The 21,131-nt window shown below is 49.9% G+C and carries 20 protein-coding genes; 8 read left to right on the forward strand and 12 right to left on the reverse strand.

Annotated features, from left to right (window positions below; translation table 11 throughout):
- Window positions 1-20 precede the first annotated feature (20 nt).
- The 8 genes from pglZ to N902_RS20645 all read left to right on the forward strand — a co-directional run bounded on the left by pglZ (window position 21) and on the right by N902_RS20645 (window position 8,963).
- Entirely contained in the window at window positions 21-2,636 is a 2,616-nt protein-coding gene (gene pglZ, locus N902_RS0110315) for a BREX-1 system phosphatase PglZ type A (RefSeq protein WP_027370872.1), read from the forward strand.
- A gap of 124 nt (window positions 2,637-2,760) precedes the next feature.
- Window positions 2,761-2,940, forward strand: coding sequence for a hypothetical protein (locus N902_RS0110320; protein WP_027370873.1), 180 nt, complete (start codon window positions 2,761-2,763; stop codon window positions 2,938-2,940).
- Window positions 2,934-3,119: a type II toxin-antitoxin system HicB family antitoxin gene (locus N902_RS0110325; protein ID WP_027370874.1), complete on the forward strand. Its 186-nt coding sequence runs from the start codon at window positions 2,934-2,936 to the stop codon at window positions 3,117-3,119. Before N902_RS0110320 ends, N902_RS0110325 begins: the two co-directional genes overlap by 7 nt.
- A gap of 50 nt (window positions 3,120-3,169) precedes the next feature.
- On the forward strand, window positions 3,170-3,541 hold the full coding sequence (locus N902_RS0110330) for a GxxExxY protein (RefSeq protein WP_027370875.1): 372 nt from the start codon (window positions 3,170-3,172) through the stop codon (window positions 3,539-3,541).
- A gap of 56 nt (window positions 3,542-3,597) precedes the next feature.
- Window positions 3,598-5,634 (forward strand): protease Lon-related BREX system protein BrxL, encoded by a 2,037-nt coding sequence (brxL, locus tag N902_RS0110335; protein WP_027370876.1) that lies wholly within the window; start codon window positions 3,598-3,600, stop codon window positions 5,632-5,634.
- 149 nt (window positions 5,635-5,783) lie between these two features.
- Window positions 5,784-7,295, forward strand: coding sequence for a serine/threonine-protein kinase (locus N902_RS0110340; RefSeq protein WP_084288196.1), 1,512 nt, complete (start codon window positions 5,784-5,786; stop codon window positions 7,293-7,295).
- A 205-nt stretch (window positions 7,296-7,500) separates the two neighbouring features.
- The gene (locus N902_RS0110345) at window positions 7,501-8,457 is read left to right on the forward strand and encodes a type I restriction enzyme HsdR N-terminal domain-containing protein (RefSeq protein ID WP_027370878.1); all 957 of its coding nucleotides are present in this window, start codon (window positions 7,501-7,503) and stop codon (window positions 8,455-8,457) included.
- Between the two features lie 320 nt (window positions 8,458-8,777).
- The gene (locus N902_RS20645; RefSeq protein WP_425246730.1) at window positions 8,778-8,963 is read left to right on the forward strand and encodes a hypothetical protein; all 186 of its coding nucleotides are present in this window, start codon (window positions 8,778-8,780) and stop codon (window positions 8,961-8,963) included.
- A 30-nt stretch (window positions 8,964-8,993) separates the two neighbouring features.
- On the opposite strand, the gene N902_RS0110355 is transcribed toward N902_RS20645, so the two are convergent.
- The 12 genes from N902_RS0110355 to N902_RS0110415 form a co-directional block, all read right to left on the reverse strand.
- Window positions 8,994-9,299, reverse strand: a complete 306-nt coding sequence (locus N902_RS0110355; RefSeq protein WP_027370879.1) for a hypothetical protein — start codon at window positions 9,297-9,299, stop codon at window positions 8,994-8,996.
- A gap of 2 nt (window positions 9,300-9,301) precedes the next feature.
- A complete protein-coding gene (locus N902_RS0110360; protein ID WP_027370880.1) occupies window positions 9,302-9,514 on the reverse strand; it encodes a hypothetical protein in 213 nt (70 codons plus the stop codon).
- A gap of 140 nt (window positions 9,515-9,654) precedes the next feature.
- On the reverse strand, window positions 9,655-11,001 hold the full coding sequence (locus tag N902_RS0110365; RefSeq protein ID WP_034622501.1) for a DEAD/DEAH box helicase: 1,347 nt from the start codon (window positions 10,999-11,001) through the stop codon (window positions 9,655-9,657).
- Window positions 11,002-11,209: 208 nt separating this feature from the next.
- Window positions 11,210-13,366 (reverse strand): AAA family ATPase, encoded by a 2,157-nt coding sequence (locus N902_RS18800; protein WP_051564504.1) that lies wholly within the window; start codon window positions 13,364-13,366, stop codon window positions 11,210-11,212.
- Window positions 13,367-13,369: 3 nt separating this feature from the next.
- Window positions 13,370-13,582 carry a helix-turn-helix transcriptional regulator gene (locus tag N902_RS20185; RefSeq protein ID WP_027370882.1) on the reverse strand — a complete coding sequence of 71 codons (213 nt, stop codon included), beginning with the start codon at window positions 13,580-13,582 and terminating at the stop codon, window positions 13,370-13,372.
- Window positions 13,583-13,935: 353 nt separating this feature from the next.
- On the reverse strand, window positions 13,936-14,637 hold the full coding sequence (locus tag N902_RS0110380; protein WP_027370883.1) for a hypothetical protein: 702 nt from the start codon (window positions 14,635-14,637) through the stop codon (window positions 13,936-13,938).
- Between the two features lie 29 nt (window positions 14,638-14,666).
- Window positions 14,667-15,923 (reverse strand): tyrosine-type recombinase/integrase, encoded by a 1,257-nt coding sequence (locus tag N902_RS0110385; RefSeq protein ID WP_027370884.1) that lies wholly within the window; start codon window positions 15,921-15,923, stop codon window positions 14,667-14,669.
- A gap of 753 nt (window positions 15,924-16,676) precedes the next feature.
- Window positions 16,677-16,901 (reverse strand): hypothetical protein, encoded by a 225-nt coding sequence (locus N902_RS0110390; RefSeq protein ID WP_027370885.1) that lies wholly within the window; start codon window positions 16,899-16,901, stop codon window positions 16,677-16,679.
- Window positions 16,902-16,927: 26 nt separating this feature from the next.
- A complete protein-coding gene (locus N902_RS0110395) occupies window positions 16,928-17,206 on the reverse strand; it encodes a helix-turn-helix domain-containing protein (protein WP_027370886.1) in 279 nt (92 codons plus the stop codon).
- Entirely contained in the window at window positions 17,190-17,525 is a 336-nt protein-coding gene (locus N902_RS0110400; RefSeq protein WP_208596308.1) for a type II toxin-antitoxin system RelE/ParE family toxin, read from the reverse strand. The genes N902_RS0110395 and N902_RS0110400 overlap by 17 nt, the downstream gene beginning before the upstream one ends.
- 95 nt (window positions 17,526-17,620) lie before the next feature.
- Complete coding sequence (locus N902_RS0110405; protein WP_027370888.1) at window positions 17,621-17,869, reverse strand: hypothetical protein; 249 nt, start codon at window positions 17,867-17,869, stop codon at window positions 17,621-17,623.
- Window positions 17,870-18,730: 861 nt separating this feature from the next.
- Entirely contained in the window at window positions 18,731-20,434 is a 1,704-nt protein-coding gene (locus tag N902_RS0110415) for a sulfite exporter TauE/SafE family protein (protein ID WP_027370889.1), read from the reverse strand.
- Window positions 20,435-21,131 lie beyond the last annotated feature (697 nt).

The raw sequence follows: 21,131 nt of genomic DNA on the forward strand, positions 1-21,131 counted from the left end.
TTCAGCCTTCTTCATACACCATGAACACCGCCCAAATCACCGACAGCCTCAATCACCTCTTCCATACCCAAGGCCACCGCATCGTCTTCTGGCACGACCCGGACCAGGAGTTTGTGGATCTGGCGCCCGAGCTCAGTCTGGATGGAGTGCGTCTCATCCACCTGGATCAGGAGAGCAAACTTGAACTTAAGGTTCGTCTGGAGCTTGAGGACCAGGACGGCAAATATCTGCTCTACTCTCCGGCCCCTGAGCCCAGCCCGGACCAGGACTGGCTCTTGGATATCCGTCTCTACAGCCGCAGCTTCCATGCTGATCAGCCCTCCATGCTGCTTAGTGAATTGGGCCTGAGCCATCAGGCCATGCGCGAGCATCTCAGGCAGCGGATAAAATTCTTCAAGAACCAGGACCGGACACTGCGGCTGAAGAAGCTGACCACCGCGGACGACCGGGAAAAGGATATGGACACCAAGATGCTGGCTGTTCTCACCCGGGCGGACCAGGCCAGTATATTCGATATTCTGATGAAGCTCTTTGGGGAGATGTGCACAGAGGATGGATGTGACTTCAAGAGCCCGCCCAAGTCCTGGACGGATATAGAGAAATTCGGCCTGACCCCCTTCTTCTGGGAGGAAATGTCCAGGACCTTTGGCTATGATGCCCAGACCCCCAATCTCTCCGACTTGCTCATCCGCCTCTTGATCGCGGATATGGCCAATACCCTGCGCGGCGACCTGCCCAGGTCTTTGCAGCACTTCCGGCTCCAGGACCAGCAGGTGAGCACCAATGTCTCTGTGTTTGTTGACCAATGGCGAAAACACCTGGGGCATTACAAGCAGTATACCCAGATCTCCGGGCAGGTGGCAGATGAGCTGGGACTCCAGGACCAGCTGGCGGCCTATGACGCCCACTCCCTGTTGGAAGTAATGACCTTTGAGGCTGTGGAGCGCCAGATCATCCGGTCTCTTCGTTCTCAGATCATCCAGGAAGAGGCAGAGCGCTTTGACGAGCTCAAATCCGCCATCCTCAGCAGGCGGGACGGACATTGGGCCACTATCCATCTGGACGGGTATGAGCATACATCCAATATCTACGCCACCATCTACGACGGGCTGGACGCTGTGCTCGACCTCCTGGAGCTGTGCCGCGAATACGGCCAGGGCTTAAGCTATGCCACTGCGGATCAGATGTATCAGGCCTATGTCCGGGAGCTGTACCGTTTTGATCAGCTCTACCGTCATTTCCACGAAGCGGCGGATATTGTGGAACTGGCCGGCTGGGATGTGCTCAAAGAGGTGCACAAGGTGGTCGAGTCCTGCTACTCCAACTGGTACCTGGACCAGATCAGCCTGTGCTGGGGCGGTTTTCTGGACGGAGAGTCCGGCCTTGTGGCTGACTGGACCTTGCGCGATGTCCCCAAGCAGCAGTACTTTTTTTCCAATCAGGTCAAACCCTTGCTCACCTCCTCCAGGAGCAAGGTCTTTGTGATCATAAGCGATGCGCTGCGTTATGAGATTGCCGAGGAGCTGGCCAGAGACATTAACTCCAAGTCCAGGTTCAAGGCCAAGCTCACATCCCAGCTCGGGGTTTTGCCCAGCTACACTGCCTTGGGAATGGCCGCCCTGATGCCCAGGTCCAGATATGGCTATAAACAGGGAACGGATCAGATCCTGGTGGACGGCAAGCCCTGTGCCTCCCTGGAGCAACGCCAGGAGATCCTCTCCCAATATGAGGGCATTGCAGTCAGAGCCGAGGATCTGCTGGCCATGAATAAGGACCAGGGGCGGGAACTGGTCCGGCCCTGGCAGATCATCTACATCTTTCACAACCAGATCGACGCTACCGGTGATTCGGCCTCCACGGAAACCAAGACCTTTTCTGCGGCCCACAAAACCATTATCGACCTCTCCTCCCTGGTCCGCTTTATCGTCAACAGCCTCAACGGGTCCAACGTGCTGGTTACTGCCGATCACGGCTTTTTATATCAGGACACGCCCCCGGGAGCTCTGGAAAAGAGTGAGATAGGGTACAAGCCTGGGGGTGTGGTCAAGGCCAAAAAGCGCTATATTTTGGGCCACAACCTGGGAGAATCAGATAATGTCTGGCACGGGTATACATCCACCACCGCCGGAACCCAGGATGAGATGGAGTTCTGGATACCCAAGGGGGTGAACCGCTTTCATTTCTCCGGCGGGGCCAAGTTCATCCATGGCGGGGCCATGCCTCAGGAAGTGGTTGTGCCTGTGCTCCGGGTCAAGGAGCTGGATACCAAGGCGGCTGAGAAGGAAGCAGTGCGGAAGGTCGGGGTGTCCCTATTGGGCTCCAACCGCAAGGTGGTGAACACCATCTGCAAGTTTGAGTTCATTCAGACCGAAAAGACGTCAGAGCGCATGCTGCCCCGGACCCTGGTGGTTTCCATCCGGGATGGGGATACGTTGATCAGCAACGAGCAGACAGTGACCTTTGACAGTGGCTCTGACTCCATGGAGGAACGCAAGCGGCCGGTCAAGCTCATGCTCAAAAAAGGCGGCTACGACAATACCAAGGAATACGCCCTGGTCCTTAGAGACCCGGACACTCAGATAGAACACGAGCGGATTCCGGTGAACATTGATTTGGCCTTTATGGATGACTTTTGAAGAGGTAGACTGAAGGGAGATAGACTGAAGACTGAAGGGGGAAGGGCTGAAGATAAGGATTGACCTATAATTTCTTGTTTTCCTTCTGTCTTTGGTCCTTAATTTTGTTCACGAAGGAGAAAATATGGAAACTTTGAAACAAGAAGCCCTTGAGGCCATATCCAATATGCCAGACAGCGCAAATATTGATGACATCATGTACCAGCTTTATGTCATGGACAAGGTGAGAAAAGGCAGAGATGCTGTCCAAAGCGAGGACAGCCTTTCTACTATTGAATTACGGAAGGATATGGAAACATGGTGAGATATGAGACAATAATTTATTGGAGTGAAGAAGATCAGGTATACCTGGCGGAAGTGCCTGAATTGCCAGGATGCATAGCCCATGGAGATTCTTATGAATCTGCTTTGGCCAACGCCAAAGAGGCTATCCAGCTCTGGATTGATACTGCTAAGGAATTTGGCGATCCAGTCCTCCAGTAAAAAAGAAAAGATTACAACCACAGAGAGCACAGAGGACCACAGAGAAAAATATGCAGAGGGATTCTTTTACTGAAAAAATAATAGGTTGTGTGATTGAGGTTCATCGCGAGCTTGGTCCAGGGCTCTTGGAATCAACCTATCAGCAATGTCTTGCTCATGAATTCCACTTGAACGGGATATCATTTAAAGTGGAGCATCCTCTGCCAGTAAACTATAAAAAGGTTCAGCTGGATTGCGGATACAGGGTTGATATGTTGGTTGAGAATCGTTTGATGCTTGAACTGAAATGTGTGGAAGAAATAAAAGATGTCCACAAAGCTCAGCTGTTGACTTACATGAGACTGTCAGGGATTGATACCGGACTCCTCATCAATTTTTATGTCAAACGAGTTACCAACGGTATTCAACGGTTCAAACTGTAAATACTCTGTGCTCTCTGTGTCCTCTGTGGTAAAGTAATCAAACGGAAGTAACCATCATGGAAAACGAAACCCTCAGCCTTGATGCCCTGCTCAATGAGCATTTTCAGGGCAAGGTGGTGCGTAAGGATCTGACCAAGCTGCTCAAGGAAGGAGCCAATGTTCCGGTCTATGTCCTGGAATACTTGCTTGGCATGTACTGTGCCTCAGACGATGAAGACATCATCCAGGAAGGAATCCAGAGCGTCAAAAACATCCTGGCTCAGAACTATGTCCGGCCGGATGAGGCAGAAAAGGTCAAATCCACCATCAGGGAGCGGGGGACTTTCAAGATCATCGACAAGGTCACTGTGACCTTGAATGAAAAACGGGATTGCTACGAGGCCTTTCTCTCCAACCTGGGCGTGAAGGGGGTGGAGATCTCCAGCACAACGGTCAAGGAGTTTGACAAGCTCCTGGTGGGCGGAATCTGGTGCATTATTGGAATCAACTATTTTCATGAGGAAGGCCAGAAAGGCTCCCCGTTTTCCATCCACGAGCTCAAACCCATCCAGATGCCGAATATGGATATGCAGGCCCTGTATGATGGACGCCGGGCTTTTACCGAAGAGCAGTGGATGCATGTCCTTTTGCGCTCAACAGGTCTGGAGCCTACGGCACTGGAGGAACGGGCTCAGTGGCACCTCCTGACCCGGCTGATCCCACTGGTGGAGAACAACTTCAATGTCTGTGAGCTTGGACCGCGGGGAACCGGCAAGAGCCATGTGTATAAGGAGATCAGCCCCAACAGCATCCTGGTATCCGGCGGACAGACCACAGTAGCCAACCTGTTCTACAACATGAGTTCGCACAAGGTGGGCCTAGTCGGGGTATGGGATGTTGTGGCCTTTGACGAGGTGGCCGGGATCAAGTTCAAGGAAAAGGACGGGGTGCAGATCATGAAGGACTACATGGCCTCCGGCTCCTTTTCCCGGGGCCGGGACGCCATCAGCGCCAATGCGGCCATGGTCTTTGTGGGCAATATCAACCAGAGCGTGGACACCCTGCTCAAGACCAGCCATCTCTTTGCCCCATTTCCGGAACATATGATCGATACCGCATTTTTCGACCGCATGCACTGCTACATCCCGGGCTGGGAGATTCCCAAGATGCGCCCGGAATTTTTCACCAACCTCTATGGGCTGATCGTGGACTACCTGGCGGAATATTTCCGGGAGATGCGCAAGACCACTTTTGCCGACGCCATCGACACCTACTTTCTGCTGGGCAACAACTTGAACCAGCGAGACACCATTGCCGTACGCAAGACCGTCTCCGGCCTGCTCAAACTCCTCTATCCCCATGGAGACTATGACCAGGAGGCAGTGGAAAAATGCCTGCACTACGCCCTGGAGTGCCGCAGGAGGGTCAAAGAGCAGCTCAAACGGCTGGGGGGCATGGAGTTCTATGACGTCCACTTCAGCTATATCGACCAGGAAACCAGGGAAGAAAAATTCGTCGGCGTCCCGGAGCAGGGAGGGAGCTCACTGATACCAGAGGGACCGCTCAACCCCGGCACCCTGCACACAGTAGGCACCGGAAGTAGCGGCCAGCTCGGTCTGTATAGAATTGAGCTGCAAGTGACCGCAGGCAACGGCAAGCTATCCATCTCCGGGGTGGGCTCCAGCGCCAAAGCCAAAGAGCCGATCAAAGTGGCCTTTGACTACTTCAAGGCCCAGTCCAACCGGATCAGCGCATCTCTCAAGCCAGGAGACCATGACTACCACCTGCATATTGTGGAGATGCACAATACCGGACCCAACAATGCCATGACCCTTCCCTGCTTCCTGGCTCTGTGCTCAGGGCTTATGGGCCGTCCGGTGCAGGGAAGCCTGGTGGTCCTTGGGGACATGAGCCTGGGCGGCAACGTGATCCAAGCCGACAACCTGGCCGCCAGCCTGCAAGTGGCCTTTGACGCCGGAGCCAAACGCGTTCTGCTGCCCATGAGCAGTGTTGGCGACATCCCCACAATACCTGGCGAACTGTTCGCCAAGTTCCAGACCAGCTTTTACTCCGATCCTGTGGATGCTGTGTTTAAGGGGCTGGGGGTGGAGTGAGGGGAAAATGTTGAGATTGTACAATCCAAGGAATCTTTTGCAATATACGCTCCAGAAGACAATGGCATTTAGTATTGTTTGTGGCTAAACTTAAATCATGTATATTATGGCTGTTGGAGAGATATATAGCAACTTTATAATTTTTTGTTATGCAGTTCGAGAAATCACAACTATCACTACTAGTTGAGGATGCAATGGAGCTAATTCACTTGAATATGGGAGTATGGAGATTTGATCCATCTGATCTGCTTGGTCCTGAAGGGGGCTTTGGAGCTGTGTTTCGGGGCGTGGATAAGGAAGGTAGTTCTGTTGCTGTGAAACGCCTTAAGTTATCAGTCGCAAATGCCGCACACCGAGAACTATCTATCGCGAATGAACTGGCTGGACAAACGCACCAGCACGTAATGCCTATTCTGGACTCTGGGCAAGACAGTGATAGCGAAAGATATTATGTTGTCATGCCATGTGCTAGTAAGAGCCTTGACGATCTAATAAAGGAGCGAGGTAGCATCGGGGAAAAAGGGGCAGCAGCAATCCTTTTACAGATCACAGAAGGGTTGTTGGAAGTGTCACACTTGGTTCACAGAGATCTTAAGCCCGGAAATATCCTTTTTCATGGGGATAGGTGGAAGATAGCGGATTTCGGAATTGCTAGATTTGTAGAGGAGTCAACGTCACAGAGAACGTTGAAGGGTTGTTTGAGCCCAGAATACGCAGCTCCAGAACAATGGCGACTGGAGCATGCGAGTGGGGCAACAGATATTTATGCTTTGGGGTGCATTGGCTATACCCTGCTGAAAGGCTCGCCACCGTTTAATGGCCCGGCAAAGGAAGATTTTCACAACCAGCACATCAATGAGCAGCCTCCAACAATGGACACCGTTCAGCCCCAGCTGCGCTCACTACTTACGATGATGCTTCGTAAATCCCAACATTCTCGGCCCTCGCTACAAAGGGTAAGAACGATATTGACTGCGCTTTGTGACCAGTCCAATGCCCATTCTGCGCAGAGTGGATTTGAAGATTTAGCGGGTGCCGGCGCTAAAATTGCTGAACGAGAAAGCCAGGAGGAAGCACGACGCAAGAAGGAAATTTCGGAAAGGCAAAATCGGAATGCTCTCTGCGCAGAAGCGTTGACCATTTTAGCGTCTATTAGAAACGAGCTTTTTGACCAAATCATGATTGCAGCACCATCTGCTCAGCAAAAAATCAAGGGGAAGATTGTCTTGGGTGGTGCGTCACTTGAAGTGGAAGAGATGGGACTGAATCCAATAGATAAAGGCATGTTCCCCCGATCAGGGTGGGATGTTGCAGCTGGTGCTGTGATTCGTGTCAAGCAACACCATCCATCGTACATGTGGAGTTCCTCGCTATGGTACTGCAAACTGCACGACAATGATGAATACCGCTGGCGTGAGATATCGTATTTCAAGAATCCTTTTTCCAAGAGACGACTGCAATTCGAGCCCTATAGTATTGATGAACCAAGAGCAGCCGATGATGCAGTTGCACCCGGCGTAATGGCTGATGACCAAGTAGCTTGGGGTCCAGAAACGATCGATGATGAGAATGCTGAGTCGTTCTTTCGGCGGTGGGCTGATCGATTTGCAGCTGCGGCTCGATGTCAACTTAGACAACCATCAAGGCTTCCCTTGAGGTAGAAAGGCCGCTTAACAACAGCAGCAATGCCGGCCTCAGTTCTGCCTGGTGATGCTCCAATTCATCGCTGACGAGGAACCGAGCTGGGCTGTGTCGCTTTGACAATGTGTCAGCTCATGGAATTTAGGGGCACCGGTTAAAGCATGAGATTTCCTACCGCCCGGCCCCCTTAGCTTATCTCGTTAGGACCCTATTGGAGGACTGTCTATGAATTTTGATCCAAGTGTTTTTGACGATCCCGAGTTTAAGGAAGATGCTGTTCGGGAGCTTGTTATAGCTCCCATTCTGAACAGGCTCGGTTACCCTCCAACCGGCAGCCAGAGGGTCACGCGAAGCAAGACACTCAGACATCCGTTCATCCGCGTGGGTACGCGCAAGCACCCGGTCACTACAGTACCTGATTACATGATTTACGTGGACGACAAACCATGTTTGGTACTGGACGCTAAAGCTCCGACCGAAGATGTATTGGCAGAAGACCACGTCCAGCAGTCATACAGCTATGCAATTCATCCGGAAGTCCAGTGTAAGGAGTTTGGGTTATGTAACGGGAGGGAGCTTGTAATATTCAGCATTTGTCAGCCGGAACCATTGCTTCACCTGAGGTATGAGGAATTTGAGGAGCGCTGGGAGACTATAGAAAAGCTACTCGGAGCCAAGTATCTTGCGCAGCCTTCACTTCGTCGTTACGCGCCTGATTTCGGAACAGCACTTAAACGCATGGGTATCGATGCAGACACGGAGCTAATCTTAATGGAAACTCGTCTCAACCTTTTCGGGAGGGTTAGCGACGAGCTTATTACGGCATCGGCTAACTGTGACTTCGGCTCCGGGCTGCACTGCGTTAGCTTCGACTTTCCTCCTGAGATGCTTGGGAAAATCGTGTCTGGCCTGCCAAAGCCGCTAGCAGAGCAGTTTTGCGATGCGCTCAGTAGAGCGCCGTTCCAAGCTGCTGCTGGTCTTGTTTTAGAACTAGACCTCATTGCCCAACTGGGCGAGGAGACCCAAGTGCAAAACGAGACATTCGTCCCTTTGCTGATCAAAAACGTCCTGGAGTCACGCTTTAATCTTGCCCAAGTGCCGGAAGACCCCAATGACGTTCCTCCTAGCGTTTTCAAATTACGGGATGCGTTTGTGATCAAGAATACTGGCGATCAGCCCTAATATCAGTTTGGAATCCGACCGGTAAAGCTGCACGGCGGCTTTATCAATTGGCTCAAGCCAAGTGATTATGCCATAAAATTTTAATTATAAGTCAACAATGAAAAAAATACAATCAATGCACCAAAACACCAGGTAGACAGTCAATATTCAAACATGTGCGGACGGTTCGGCCTCTGGGCCGCTCCAAACAGGTAGCTGACCATTCCCAGCTCCAATAGCCCCTCCCTTTACTCCTAGGTGCAATCTTGCTACGCATGGCGCTCTTGGCTGTGGGTCAGACCAGGGAGGGATTACGGAAAGCGGCCTGACTATGTTGGGGCTTGGTCCCTCATTGGCCCATGTACGAAAAAATTGGCTACAAGATGATCAATGCCCGGGCCGAGACCGTCTTTACTAAGCCGGCCTGCAAGTCAGCTGGCAAGAAACATCCTTGGCTGCTTCATGCCGTCGAACTGCTTTTGATTACCAAAAGGTTTGCCAGAAAGTATGGATTCTATGCGCCATAGGTGGCGGCTCGACTAACAGAGCATTAATTGTTAATCTATTGCATCCAGCTCTGCCTTTGCCTTATAAAAGGCTTCATCATCAAAATTCACAACTGCATCCACCATCTCCTGATATTTTTGCCGCCTTTCAGGACTTGGCGCTGGCTTTGGCCTCATATATTCCTGTATCCTGGCCTCTCTTTCTTCAGGCGACAGATCCTGGTCCATATAGACAATCTTCACACAAAGCTCGGCTGCTGCTCGACCAAGGCCTGCTTGTTCTTTCTTGCCGCACTTTTGTTGAGCCTGTTCCTCCAGCCGTTGAATCCTTCTCTGCATACTACTACTGGTGGCCATGGCTATGCCTCCTTGGACTGTTGCATACGTGCCTCAAGCTCCTCCACCCTCTGTTCCAATTGGCCGTCCTTGATGGTTGAGGCCAGAATGTTCACCAGATACCCCAGACGGCCGCCCACCTGTGGATCAAGCTCACCAGAGTCCACCCGGTTAATGACACTGGCAAGATACCTGCGACAGTCTGTTAAGCTATTGAATCGTTTTTTGCTGGCCATGATTCACCTCCAGTCATTTATTGTGAAACAACATACTCTAATTGCTCAATTTATGTGAAAGTTTTTTGCCTCCCAAGCCTCTTCAACTCTGTAAATATGGATTGGGATGTCCCTTAGACAAGCGTGACTTTTTTGCTATCTCAACCTGCCAGTTCTGCAAAGGCTCGTTCTCTGCTTTTGGCCTGCGATTTCAGTACGTCCACATGTGAATCCACGTAATCAAACACAATTGGGCGCTTACCATCCCCTGGTCTGAGTATCCTGCCTACCACCTGGAGCAATCGGCCCTTGAACTTGATAGGAGTTCCTAGGAAGAGAGAGCTCAGCCCGGAGCAGTCAAAGCCTTCCCCCAGCAGCTGAACAGTGGAGCACAGCACGTTTACCTTCCCGGCCTGGACATCAGATACGATTTGCTCCCTTTTCTGTTTGGAACACTGCCCGGTGAGCACTCGCACTTTGAGTCCACTGTTCTCAATCAGATCCGCGAATGTATTGCAATGGGCCACCCGATCAGATACCAACAAAGCTGTCCCGGGTTTGGATCTGGCTTGCTGGATCACATCAGCTGCAATCTGCCTGTTCCGGTCCTGATCCCTAACCAGGGCGGAAATCATTTTTGTGTAATCGTCTGCATATGCGTATTGGAAACTTGTCTCCCGACGGACTACCACTGGAGCCATAACCGCGCCATTGGTTTTCAGTTCCTGTGCATCGACCTGGTGGACTCTGTCCCCAAGGGTCAGATATATGAGTTTGGTCAAACCGTCTCTCCGGTATGGAGTCGCGCTCAGTCCAAGCATGAATTTGGAGTCGAAAGCCTGGACGGTTTCTGTGAACATGGTGCTGGGAGTCCTGTGGGCTTCATCCACAACGATATGCCCAAAATGCAGGGGAAGTTCGTCCAAATGTTTCCGGACTGTATGTACCAAACCAACGGTTACGGGTTGTACATCAAGCTTTCCATCCCCAATCAGCCCGGGCTCTATCCCCAGAAAAGACCTGATCCGATCAGCCCATTGATGGAGCAGTTCCTTTGTATGTACCAAGATCAAGCATGGCTGCTTCCTGGCCGCGATGATCGCTAGTGCCATGATGGTCTTACCTGATCCGGTTGCTGCCTCCAGGACTCCAAAAGCTCTTTGGGTCACATCTTGGACAGCCCGGAGCTGGTAATCCCTGAGTTCTCCCTTAAACGTAAGTTCTATGTGTGAAAAAGCCCGCTTCTGGTCAATAAGCTTTGGCTGAATACCATACCGCTTGAGCAGATCCAGACATTGCATTCCCCATCCGCGCGGAACCGCGACCCCATCCCCGATTTCTTCCCACAGCTCTATATGAGGGTTAAGGTCCCCCACATATCGGTCGTACTTCACCGCGTCTTTGTATACAGGATTGTCCAGCGTGGTGGCTCTTTTGATAGATTTCAGTATGCCCTCAGCCACATTACGGATTTCGAGCCGGTTGTTTACTGTCATAGTTGCTTGCATATCAACTTTCCTCTCTGAAACCGGTAAGGGTTTGCCCTCTGAACGGCTTTTTTATGGCTTTCCTGGATCTGACCTTCAGCCATCAAATGTTTAGACATTGACTGGACATTCTCTGGACAATCCCTGGACATTCTTGACATGACTTCTGAATGGACAATGGACACACCTATAGGTGTGTCCATGTCCAGAAGGAATGTCTTTTTGTTGTCTAGTTATTGAAGTCAAGAAAATCATCCTCTTTGACTGGTAGCCATATACCTCGTCCATGTCCTTGCTTAATGTATCCTAATTTTTTGAGTTTATTCTTAATCCGATCAATATCTTTAACCTGAGCATTTTCTGATTTAGCTGTAATTACTCCGGCGTTCACACAAGCTCGCCTCCAGTCTCTGATTGGTGGACTGGTTGTCTTTGCAATGTCCTTCAGGATGTCCAGAGCTTCCATATCTTTTGAAGTGGCCTGTTCCTCGTCAAAAGATAGTTCAGCTTCATGCAGCACTCCGTATTGATCCCGCCTGAGCCAAACCGGGATATAGGCATCAGGTGGCAGGTAGTTCCCTTTGGTCCCCACAAGTTGGACATGCCGAAAGCGTTCCTCTGGATCTTGAAGCTTGGCCTTGATTGCTTCCTTACTGGTCATTGTCCGCATGACGAACTCAGCCCGGACAGCATCAGTTATTGCACCGCCGCCCCTGGAGTTGTGGCTAGTAAGCTCATCCTTGGCCAAGCTCCCCTTGGTGGCATGGGTAACTAGCGCACAAGCTGCTCCTGTCTGAACGGCCAGGTCGTCGGCCATCTTTCCCAGGGCTCTCTGATTGCCCTGATCAAGTTCGTCTCCATCTGTAAGGGACAGGGCAGGGTCAAGGCCTATAAATGCAATATCTCCAAAATCCTTGATTTTTTGGGATAGAGCCTGAAACAGGGGAGATTTCTCCAGAGTCCCGGCTTGAGCCTTGGCCAGAAGTTTCACGTCCTCACCAGCCAAAGGGTAGGGGATGATGGAATGATAAACCTTGAACTTTTCTTCATATGAAAGTTCAAGGGACAGACAGAGGTTGTGCATAGTCCGGTGTAAGTCATCTGCGACGTCTTCAGTCAGTACCAGGATTGAACGTCCCTTTTGATTGACTGTCCACTCCCAAGGCAAACGTCCAAGAGCTGCACCGGCTGCAAGGTGATAAATCATCCTGGTTTTGGACGAGCCACCAACTCCTGTTATCACTAATCCTCGTCCTGATATGATCCGATCCTGGACAAACCAGGCTATTGGAGCAGGTTCAATGTCTATCAGGGAGGTAAGATCAACTGGTTGGTCCCATATCTTGGCACTCTTTCCTTGCTCACTGAACGACTTTTTGACTGCCTCCAGCCCATACAGAATGGCAAGGTCATTGAAGTCTTTTGGTCTGTCCTTCAAGTGTTCGGTTTTAAACTCAGGACATACAACCTGGCCACCAACTGCTACCGCTGCTTCGTTTGCCTTGATCAGGCCAGGATTCACCCGGCCATCTGACAGAGATGTCCAGCGGTCATTATCTGCCGCAATGGTCAAAACCTTGTCCGGGTATACTTTCTGGATCTGCTCGGCTACTGTTTTCAGATTTCCAGCATTAAAAGCTACCACCACGGTTGCGCCAGTCGCTTCGTGTATAGAAGCTGCCGTTGCATAACCTTCAGCGATTACTACCTGATCCCGATTGCCATCAATAACATGGAACATGCCCTTGGTAGCCCCATGTTTGAGGAAGTACTTGTCCCCATTGGGAGTGATCTTTTGAAGACTGCAAATCTCGCAGTCAGCATTATGGACTGGTATGACAAGGTTTCCTCTGGAGTCTACCTTGAGGTCCAGAATACCATAAGCCCTAACTTTTTTTTGACTGAGGTAAGGGTGGTCTGTAATGGATTTCAGGCTTTCATATTCTTCCTGCGCCCTGTGTGCAGCCTGATCTTGCTCCTTGGCATTTTCTTCTTGCGCTTGCTTCCTTTTACGCTCAATCCGCTGATTAATCTGTTCACGCTCTTGGTCTGTGAGCTGATTGTCATCAACCGACTTCCAGGTTTCCTCAACCTGGGACCTCCAACAACCGAAGTACCCACCAAAATGACCACCTCCATTATCAAACAGGGCATAAAAACCGGCCTTATCACCGTTTTTGCCATTCGTGGAGAAGCGGTGAAGCTTGCCATCCGGCAGGATCTGGTCAGGGCAGGGCAAACCAGCATTACGGATTGCTTCTTTGAAGGCATCCAAAGGCTTGACGTCAAGGGAGGGGCAATCTATGCTATGATTGCTTTTAGCATCCATTCTTTGCCGCCCCTCAGTCGCCGCCACGCCTAGAGGGGCTTTTTCTTTGTATTGCATTCCTCACCCCCTTTCCTCGCAAGTGGCGCGACGTTCAGTGCCCTGCAACCACTTTTCTAACTTATCAGCCGGATAAAGCGGGGTTCGTCCTACTTTTACATAGGGCGGCCCATCACCTTCAAGCCTCGCTCTTTGCGCCCAGGCACGTGATTTGCCGACGTAATCGCAAAATTCCTTCTCCGTCATCAGCACTGGCAATTCAATTGTCTTCTTCATAGCTTCCTGTCCTCCTTGATTTGCGAATCTCGGAGAACAAGCTAAAGAAGGGGGTTGTAGAGTAGCGGCGCTTTCCTCGGGACAGAAAACCTTCAAATGGAATTCTCGTCCATCTGAGCTAGCATTTTAAGGCTTAAGATCCTAATATATTTGGTATAATTTATTGACCGAAGTATCTATTGCTGTCCCGAATATAGAGGAAATCAGAGCTTGGTAGGTTTTCTCAGCGATCTTTTTTGTGGCTTGAAATATGGCCCGTATGACCAAGGATCACCTTGGCGAATTTGCTCCAAGGCCAAGAACGGGTATTTGCATAAAAGAAAAAGATAAGTGAAGGATGTTAGGCGGGGGGCTTATGACTGATTTTTTATTTCTTCTCGAGCTCTTCCAATATACTCAATACGAAAAGTGTCTTTACTTATGGAAACTTCTCCTTTTTTTCGGTTATTTGCACATAACCTATCCCCATCAACATAAACTTCAAATCCCGCATAATATTTATCTTCAGGTATCATTTTCCAAAGTTGCGCGAATGTTGCTTGCGGGTTCCGTGAGACCAAATCCTTTGCTAGAGATTCGGCCCAAGCCTTTCTGCTTTTTCTTTTTGCATTTTTACGGTTTGTGTTTTTGACAAGTGATTCTCGTTCCATAACCTTAAGATAGTCATTCACCGACTCTTTCTGTGCTTCAGTCACCCAATCTTTTTGAACCCAAACTAGTATTGCAGCCCCTTGTAGGATATAGATATGATCATCGTTCAATTCATCAGCAGGCCAACTCACAGGCCAACTGGGTGCGCAAAGACCATCGGGGTCATCTTCATCTCCAGTAGGGTCAACTGCCACATTATCTAAGAGCCATTCCAGGCTTTTCCCTGTCTCATGTTCAAAACGTATTACAATTGGGTGATTTCTCAGTTCTTCGTTGGAAACTACTGTTGTATTAGCTTCACATCCATCTTCATCTAGCTCAGTATCAAGATCCATTTCCAGAGCATTTTTTTCTTCTTCAAACAAGTTATCTAGCTCATTTTGATTTAAATAAATTGATGGCATTGTAATCCCCATAGATTTTATAGATATTTCTATTCCCCAGCTGCCTTATTGAATTCAAGGACTTTGCTCTCTTGAAGTCCGCCTTTACGGAGCAAATAATCAGTCACCTGCTGCATAGGTTCCCGTAACCTTTCAACAGTAATCTGGATATACCCAGCAGTAATGTCTCCATTGGTCTTATGGTTGAGGAGGCCTTTGACTGCATAGGCAGGTATGTTCAGGGATTCTGCGACGGTGGCAAAAGTACGACGCAGGTCATGTGGTGATACGTCTATCCCTGTCTCTTCCTTAATGCGAGCTTGGGCATAACGAAATCCTTGGTACGACTTGCCGTCCGGCCCACTGAGAACATGGCTTCCGCTGCTTTTTTCTTTCCGTTCCTCAATCAACTCAAGGAGGTAATCACTCAGGGGCAAGGTATGCGGCTCATTGTTCTTGGGGTCAGGGATGGTCAGGGTCTTTCCATCCAAATCCACATATTCCCAGGTCAAATCCAACACTTCAGTCCTTCTCAAGCCTGTTAATATGAGGATCAGGAAAAAGTCTCTGGCTAAATCACCATGCCTCAGTTTGGGTTTCTTTTTGCCCTGGCCAGGCTCTCGTTCCGGAACCTCTGGTAGCCTCATGACAGCCTGCATCCAGGGTTTGATTTCATGTTCCTGGAGATATCGTCTCCGCCTGCTTACTTTATACCAGGTCTTGGTCGCAGAGATGGCATTAACTGGATTGTCTGTAATGAGCGGCCGCCCATCAGGATAGGCATGTGCCTCCGAAGCATAGTTGAGCACTGCCCGTAGATATCGCATGGCCAAGTTTGCTCGGGCATGACTGGTTTTACCCAGTTTTTTATGTCTCCTGGATACCATGTCCCGATTGATATCTATAATAGGCTTAGACATCCAATCGGAAAATCCTTTCATTGCCCGACGGATGTCCTTTTGAGTCGTTGGCTTAAGTTCTCTGTTTTCAATGTACCCTTTGAGAGCTTCCTTGAGTGTCAACGATTCTGTTTTCTGCTGGTGGCGCTCGGCTATTGGATCTTCTCCTCCTGAGATCTTTCCAGCCAATTTCTGCGCTTCTTTCCGGGCGTCCTTGACCGTGACCTGTTCGTATCGGCCTATGGTCATCCTTCTTTTCTTGCCCTTGATCCGATCCTGATAGATATAAGACTTTGTTCCACTGGCCCATACAGCGATACCGAAACCGGGTATGGAGTCATCGAAATAAAATCTTTTTCCAGAAGCGGGAGGGGCAATAGCGTCTATGGCTCTTTTGGTAAGCTTCATAAAACATCCCAGCGTTGAAGGTTGAAAAATCGTGGTACCCACATGGTACCCAAGCGAATTCAAACCACTTCAAACGACGTAGGATGAATTATGCTGAGTAATATACTGTCTGTCAAGGATATTTTATTGGAGTTGAGAAATGGTACCCGTTAAGAAAAGACCGTATTTTTGGACTGAAAATCCCCGTGTCGGCAGTTCAATTCTGTCCCTCGGCACCTTAGACTTCAGGGGGTTAGGCCATCAGGCTTAACCCCTTTTTCGTTTATGGCTGGTTTTGTGGTCACTCCTGTGGTCACCTTTTGCATTTCGAGCCTGATTTTTACCCTTTGTAACTTAGTGCTGTGGTCACTTTATGTTACAAAAAATATGTGCTGTGCGCCTTTTTGAGCAGGCCTTTTCTGATCCAACCTACACCCCTCGGAAAGTCGAATCATTTGAAAATTTGTCCTCTCCCAGGACAGAGACCTGGCGCAATCCGGTCCTGGGTTCCTGGTGGAAGGGGAGGGGGGGTACCCCCTACCCCCGGGTGGGGTCAAGTGGACCTCGACTGGCAGCGCGATCTGTGCCCCATAGTAACTGCCAACTCTTAAACATACCGCCAATTTTCCTGAAAAACCGGATAGGGTATCTTGCCTCTGAAAAATACCGTCCGGTAAATTCAGCGGAAAATGGATCAGTTATGGTCTGTAATTTAATATTGTTACATCAAGGCAATGACCAATATTCCAACCAATGAGGCTAGGCTGACCACGGCTATACCAGCACAGCCCCCATCAGGATATGGAACTTACGTTGAATGTCCTCAGCCTTCTGCCTGGCCCGTAGGCTCTCGGCCATAACAGCGGCGATCTGTGGTCCGTAATAGGCCAGAAGGTCTTGGAGGTCTTTGTATTCCCTGGGCTGTTCATACTGGTAGAAGAATTCCGGGTATCTGAGTTTGAATTGCCTCCATTCTCCGTCAAATGCCGAGTCGGACATACATACCCCTTGTATTGACAGGAAGTTTATTGAGGTTCCATCCTGATCTGCAATTTGTGGCCAGTGGCCTCAGCATATCGCTGCAAGGTCTTCATGCTGGGGTTGTGTCGGCCTGATTCAATCCTGGCTACACTGGTCTGCTTCATGCCCATGCGCTGCGCGAGCTGTTCCTGAGAGAGACCCGCCTTTGCTCTGGCTTCAATAAGCATGGAGGCAAAACGAAATTCAGGTTCAAGCCGCTCGTATTCCGCTTTGACTTCTGGATTTTGCAATGCCCTCTTTTTTAATTCATCCAAGCTGGTCATAATCTATCAACCCCATTCTTTGCTGAGCTGTTCTGATTTCTTTTTGGGGAGTCCTTTGGGCCTTTTTGATAAAAAATCGCAAAACAACCACCCGCTGCCCCTTTAGTGCTACGTATAGACCACGCCCTATCTTGTTCTTTCCTGAAATCCGAATCTCCCAAATGTCACCATGGACATGCCGGACATAAGGCATTCCGACATTAGGGAGTCCATACTGCTGGATAAGATCAGCGGTCCAAAGAAACCGGGCCTGCATCTCAGGTGGCAACTGCTCGAACTCCCGGTCAACTGTCTCGTTCAGGGTATGTACTCTCCACATGATGATTATTATAACAATGATGTTGTAAATGTCAAAGCAAAAGGCCAAGCATGTGCCTGGCCTTCTTTATATCAACCTCACGCTGGGCGTGTGGATTACTGGAGGTCGGCAAACGGGTCTTCAGGTCCCGCTGGTTCCTGCGCTTCTTCCGTCCGGCCTTCCTCCTGGGCATAGTATTCCCGCAGAAAATCCTTCATCACCCCGGCTTTCTCCTTCTCCAGCGTCTCGATCTGCTCTTCATTCTCAGTTCGGTCCAGACGTTTGTTCAGCCGGTCAATTCTGCGTTCTGCTTGCCTCAAACGTGGATATAGCCGGAGATAGCCCCGCCGGTCTTCGTCCAGCACTCCGGCCTCCTTCTCCTTGCGTATCCGCTCGACTTCTTCCGCTGCATCGTAGTAACACTACAACGTAACCTAGAGGGGTAAACAAAACTCCGGACCCAGGTTAGGATGCTCTTTTTAGGACTCAGGTGGAGGCCCTCTTCTCGCCCACGTAGCCTGCATGAGGGTGTATCCCTCACGAAACGACTTCCCTAAAAATGAGCCGGTGTGGCTCTTTATCAGGAAGCATTTCGATGGACAGATCCGGTATGCAATCTCCAACGCTCCGGCAGATACGCCGTTTGAAGAGCTCTGCAAAGCGTCCGCCATGCGTTGGCCCATCGAACAATGCTTTGAGGAAGGCAAAAGCCATCTCGGGATGGATGCCTACGAGCACCGTTCATGGCCAGCCTGGCACAGGCATATGATCTACGTGATGCTCGCACAGCAATTCCTGTTACGGTTGCGGCAACGCCTTTAAAAAAACTCCTGACTTGAGTCTCGCTGAAGCGAAATATCTTGTGGCAACAGTATTGCCCCGCCGATCACTTGATCATGCGCAGGCAATAGAGATTCTCAAGTATCGTCACAGGCGAAAGAAAGAAGCGTATCTATCGCACCGAAAAAGGCGGTTAGCTGAGGCCAAGCAATTAGGTTGCGAACTTACGTTGTAGCATTATGTAAGCATCAAAAAAATTTATAGACCTTTTTTGCCGTCTCGCTCCCCCTACCTGCCGTGCCTTGATTGTGATAAAAGAAAAGTCACGACAAAGGCCCGCGGCTTAAGCCGCGGGCCTTTGTCGTTGTTTTCATCTCCGGAACTTTGTTCTTTCAAGCCGGGCATGACCTTAGTGGACACGCCCCGGATATGGATTTGCCTCTCCCTTAGATCCAGATTTCAATCTTGAAAAATCGGAAAAAGAGGAAGAAAAGCACGATGGCCAGCATCCACTTCAACTGTTTTTCTGTGAATAGGCTCTGCATCCTGCTTCCGATAACACCACCGGCAAATCCGCCGATGATGATGGCGATGGCAATCCACAGGTCCGGCAGATAGCCGTTGGCTAAGTAGCCGATAAAGGCCCCGATACTGGAAAAGCATGTCCCGAGCAGACCGACAGGGACCGCAACATACATGGGCAGGCCCCCGAACATGGTCATGATAGGCACCAGGAGAAAGCCGCCGCCAATCCCGAAACAGCGGGCCACAATCCCGATCACCAGACCGATAACTCCGAACAGCAGAGGGTTGATCTTGAACTCCTCGCCCCAGAACTTGAACTGGTAGTTGGTCAGTCCTGATTTAACCGGTTCAATGGAGCCCATCTTGGCAGCCCGGCCCTCGGCCTTTGCCTTGGCCACCTCTTCATTGAACTTCTGGGTCATGGCCTTGATGTTCTTTCGCTTTTCCATAACCCTGGGCGTCATTTCATACACAGTGCGGATACCCATGATCACCACCAGAACAGCCAGCCATTCCTTGTAGCTGGACATGGGCAGATAGGCGGTTACATACTTGCCCAGCCAGATGGAACCGATAAGAATCCCGATGCCAAAGGAAAATCCAACCGGCCAGGCCACACGCCGTTCTTTGACTGCATAGCGGTAAAATGAGCCCAAAGGAGAAAACAGGGTCAGGGCTACGTTCGACGGCCGGAGGACGTTTGCCGCATTTATCCCCACCGGTCCCATGGTATTGACCACCATGACCTGGTAGGCGGCCATGAGCATCCCTCCGGAGGCTCCGATCAAAGAGACAAATGCCCCAATAATGATCGCCCCGATGATAATCCAAATCGGGTTCATATACCGACCGCCGAGATCGAGCCAGAATCCTTTGCCGGCTAGAGTGTATGTCCCGATTTCCTGGCCGTTGACATACACATTGAACTCTGTATCCGGAGGTGAATGGCGAAAGCTTTCAAAGGAAGCGGTGAACTTGCCGGTTTCTTTGTTCAGATCAACCTTGGTCCCTTCATCCCAGTAATTCCCGGACTTTTCATGGTCTGTGAGCACGCTGCGGGAAAAAATCGTCACCTTTCCCACCTGCGTCCGCTCTTTGGTCACTGTATTGATGCCGTATGCATTCTCGTGATTGTAGCGGAAGAAGCTCCACTTAGCCTTGTTGGTGATCGGCCCGAGGACCGATTTGGCCTCTGCGGACAAATCGCTGTAGTCTGCGAGGTTAAACATTGTCGTACTGTAGATGCCGTTGGCGAATGACGGGCCGCCGAAACGCTTTTTGGTAATGGTTCCGAATTCTTGCGGGGTATTGGTCAAAATATAGAACAAATGGGGGACCCGGGTGTTCATATCAAAGGGGTGACTCTCCACCGCGCTTCGAAACGACTTGATTTCATTGACCCCTTTTGCATCCTCAGGAGCAAACATGTTTTTCGAAGCTACAGCGATATACAGATCCTGGCCAGGCTCTATCTGCCCGGATACAGTGACTCTGTCTCCAACTTCCAGGGAGGTAGACTCCAATTGAGCCTGGACAGCAGCAGTAGCGGGTTGAACCGCACCCAAGACCAGAGCAAGGACAACAAACGCCAGAATCGAACCAGGTGCCAAATACCATCTGTTCATAACACGTCTCTCCTTAACAAACACAAGTTTACAGGTTTTTTGGCTTGCACGATGTATATAAAAAATTTTACACCAACTCGCCGAATGAAAACAAAACCGAATAGAAAAGCAAAAAATATTCCAACAAGAATCAAAATAGATATCAGTGAAATACTGATATACAAGAAAATATCGCTGTTCTTTTTTGGACAAAAGTCTATTAATTTTGTCCCAAATTGGACATATAATTGGATAGACAGAATAAAACATACCTAATAAGTATGTTTATACTATTCAATTATATGTCCATGTTATGGACACAGAGCATAATAACCGAAAGGATTTCAGAACGAGTAGGAGGATTGAGGGTGAAAAGGCGTGTATGACAAGCTCAGCCAAACAGAAAGCACTGAGTTGCGCGTGAGTGTCGGGAGGGGGCAAGGATCCCCTTTGTCGGGACTTAGAGAAAATACAGGGCCGAAAGTGAGCACACAGAAGAGATGGCCCAAAATCCACAGCCTACGTCCAAGGACCCCCATTTGCACATTAAACTGCTGTTATCAGGCCTTCAGGGTCTGACTGGAAAGGCCATCTGCATGAATGCCATGCCCCGAAAAATAGGAAAACCGCCTTGCCGTTCTCCGAGAACGGCAAGGCGGTTTCCCTACCTGTCCTTGGGGCTTGAGACGTCTGCCGTCTCAAAGGGCGGGCCAGCTTT

The organism is Desulfovermiculus halophilus DSM 18834 (assembly GCF_000620765.1).
Taxonomy (GTDB): domain Bacteria; phylum Desulfobacterota; class Desulfovibrionia; order Desulfovibrionales; family Desulfothermaceae; genus Desulfovermiculus; species Desulfovermiculus halophilus.

Bases quoted from the DNA above. Each gene is read 5' to 3' on its own strand.
- pglZ (WP_027370872.1), top strand. From the start codon at position 21: ATGAACACCGCCCAAATCACCGACAGCCTCAATCACCTCTTCCATACC.
- N902_RS0110320 (WP_027370873.1), top strand. From the start codon at position 2,761: ATGGAAACTTTGAAACAAGAAGCCCTTGAGGCCATATCCAATATGCCA.
- N902_RS0110325 (WP_027370874.1), top strand. From the start codon at position 2,934: ATGGTGAGATATGAGACAATAATTTATTGGAGTGAAGAAGATCAGGTA.
- N902_RS0110330 (WP_027370875.1), top strand. From the start codon at position 3,170: ATGCAGAGGGATTCTTTTACTGAAAAAATAATAGGTTGTGTGATTGAG.
- brxL (WP_027370876.1), top strand. From the start codon at position 3,598: ATGGAAAACGAAACCCTCAGCCTTGATGCCCTGCTCAATGAGCATTTT.
- N902_RS0110340 (WP_084288196.1), top strand. From the start codon at position 5,784: ATGCAGTTCGAGAAATCACAACTATCACTACTAGTTGAGGATGCAATG.
- N902_RS0110345 (WP_027370878.1), top strand. From the start codon at position 7,501: ATGAATTTTGATCCAAGTGTTTTTGACGATCCCGAGTTTAAGGAAGAT.
- N902_RS0110355 (WP_027370879.1), bottom strand. From the start codon at position 9,299: ATGGCCACCAGTAGTAGTATGCAGAGAAGGATTCAACGGCTGGAGGAA.
- N902_RS0110360 (WP_027370880.1), bottom strand. From the start codon at position 9,514: ATGGCCAGCAAAAAACGATTCAATAGCTTAACAGACTGTCGCAGGTAT.
- N902_RS0110365 (WP_034622501.1), bottom strand. From the start codon at position 11,001: ATGCAAGCAACTATGACAGTAAACAACCGGCTCGAAATCCGTAATGTG.
- N902_RS18800 (WP_051564504.1), bottom strand. From the start codon at position 13,366: ATGCAATACAAAGAAAAAGCCCCTCTAGGCGTGGCGGCGACTGAGGGG.
- N902_RS20185 (WP_027370882.1), bottom strand. From the start codon at position 13,582: ATGAAGAAGACAATTGAATTGCCAGTGCTGATGACGGAGAAGGAATTT.
- N902_RS0110380 (WP_027370883.1), bottom strand. From the start codon at position 14,637: ATGCCATCAATTTATTTAAATCAAAATGAGCTAGATAACTTGTTTGAA.
- N902_RS0110385 (WP_027370884.1), bottom strand. From the start codon at position 15,923: ATGAAGCTTACCAAAAGAGCCATAGACGCTATTGCCCCTCCCGCTTCT.
- N902_RS0110390 (WP_027370885.1), bottom strand. From the start codon at position 16,901: ATGTCCGACTCGGCATTTGACGGAGAATGGAGGCAATTCAAACTCAGA.
- N902_RS0110395 (WP_027370886.1), bottom strand. From the start codon at position 17,206: ATGACCAGCTTGGATGAATTAAAAAAGAGGGCATTGCAAAATCCAGAA.
- N902_RS0110400 (WP_208596308.1), bottom strand. From the start codon at position 17,525: ATGTGGAGAGTACATACCCTGAACGAGACAGTTGACCGGGAGTTCGAG.
- N902_RS0110415 (WP_027370889.1), bottom strand. From the start codon at position 20,434: ATGAACAGATGGTATTTGGCACCTGGTTCGATTCTGGCGTTTGTTGTC.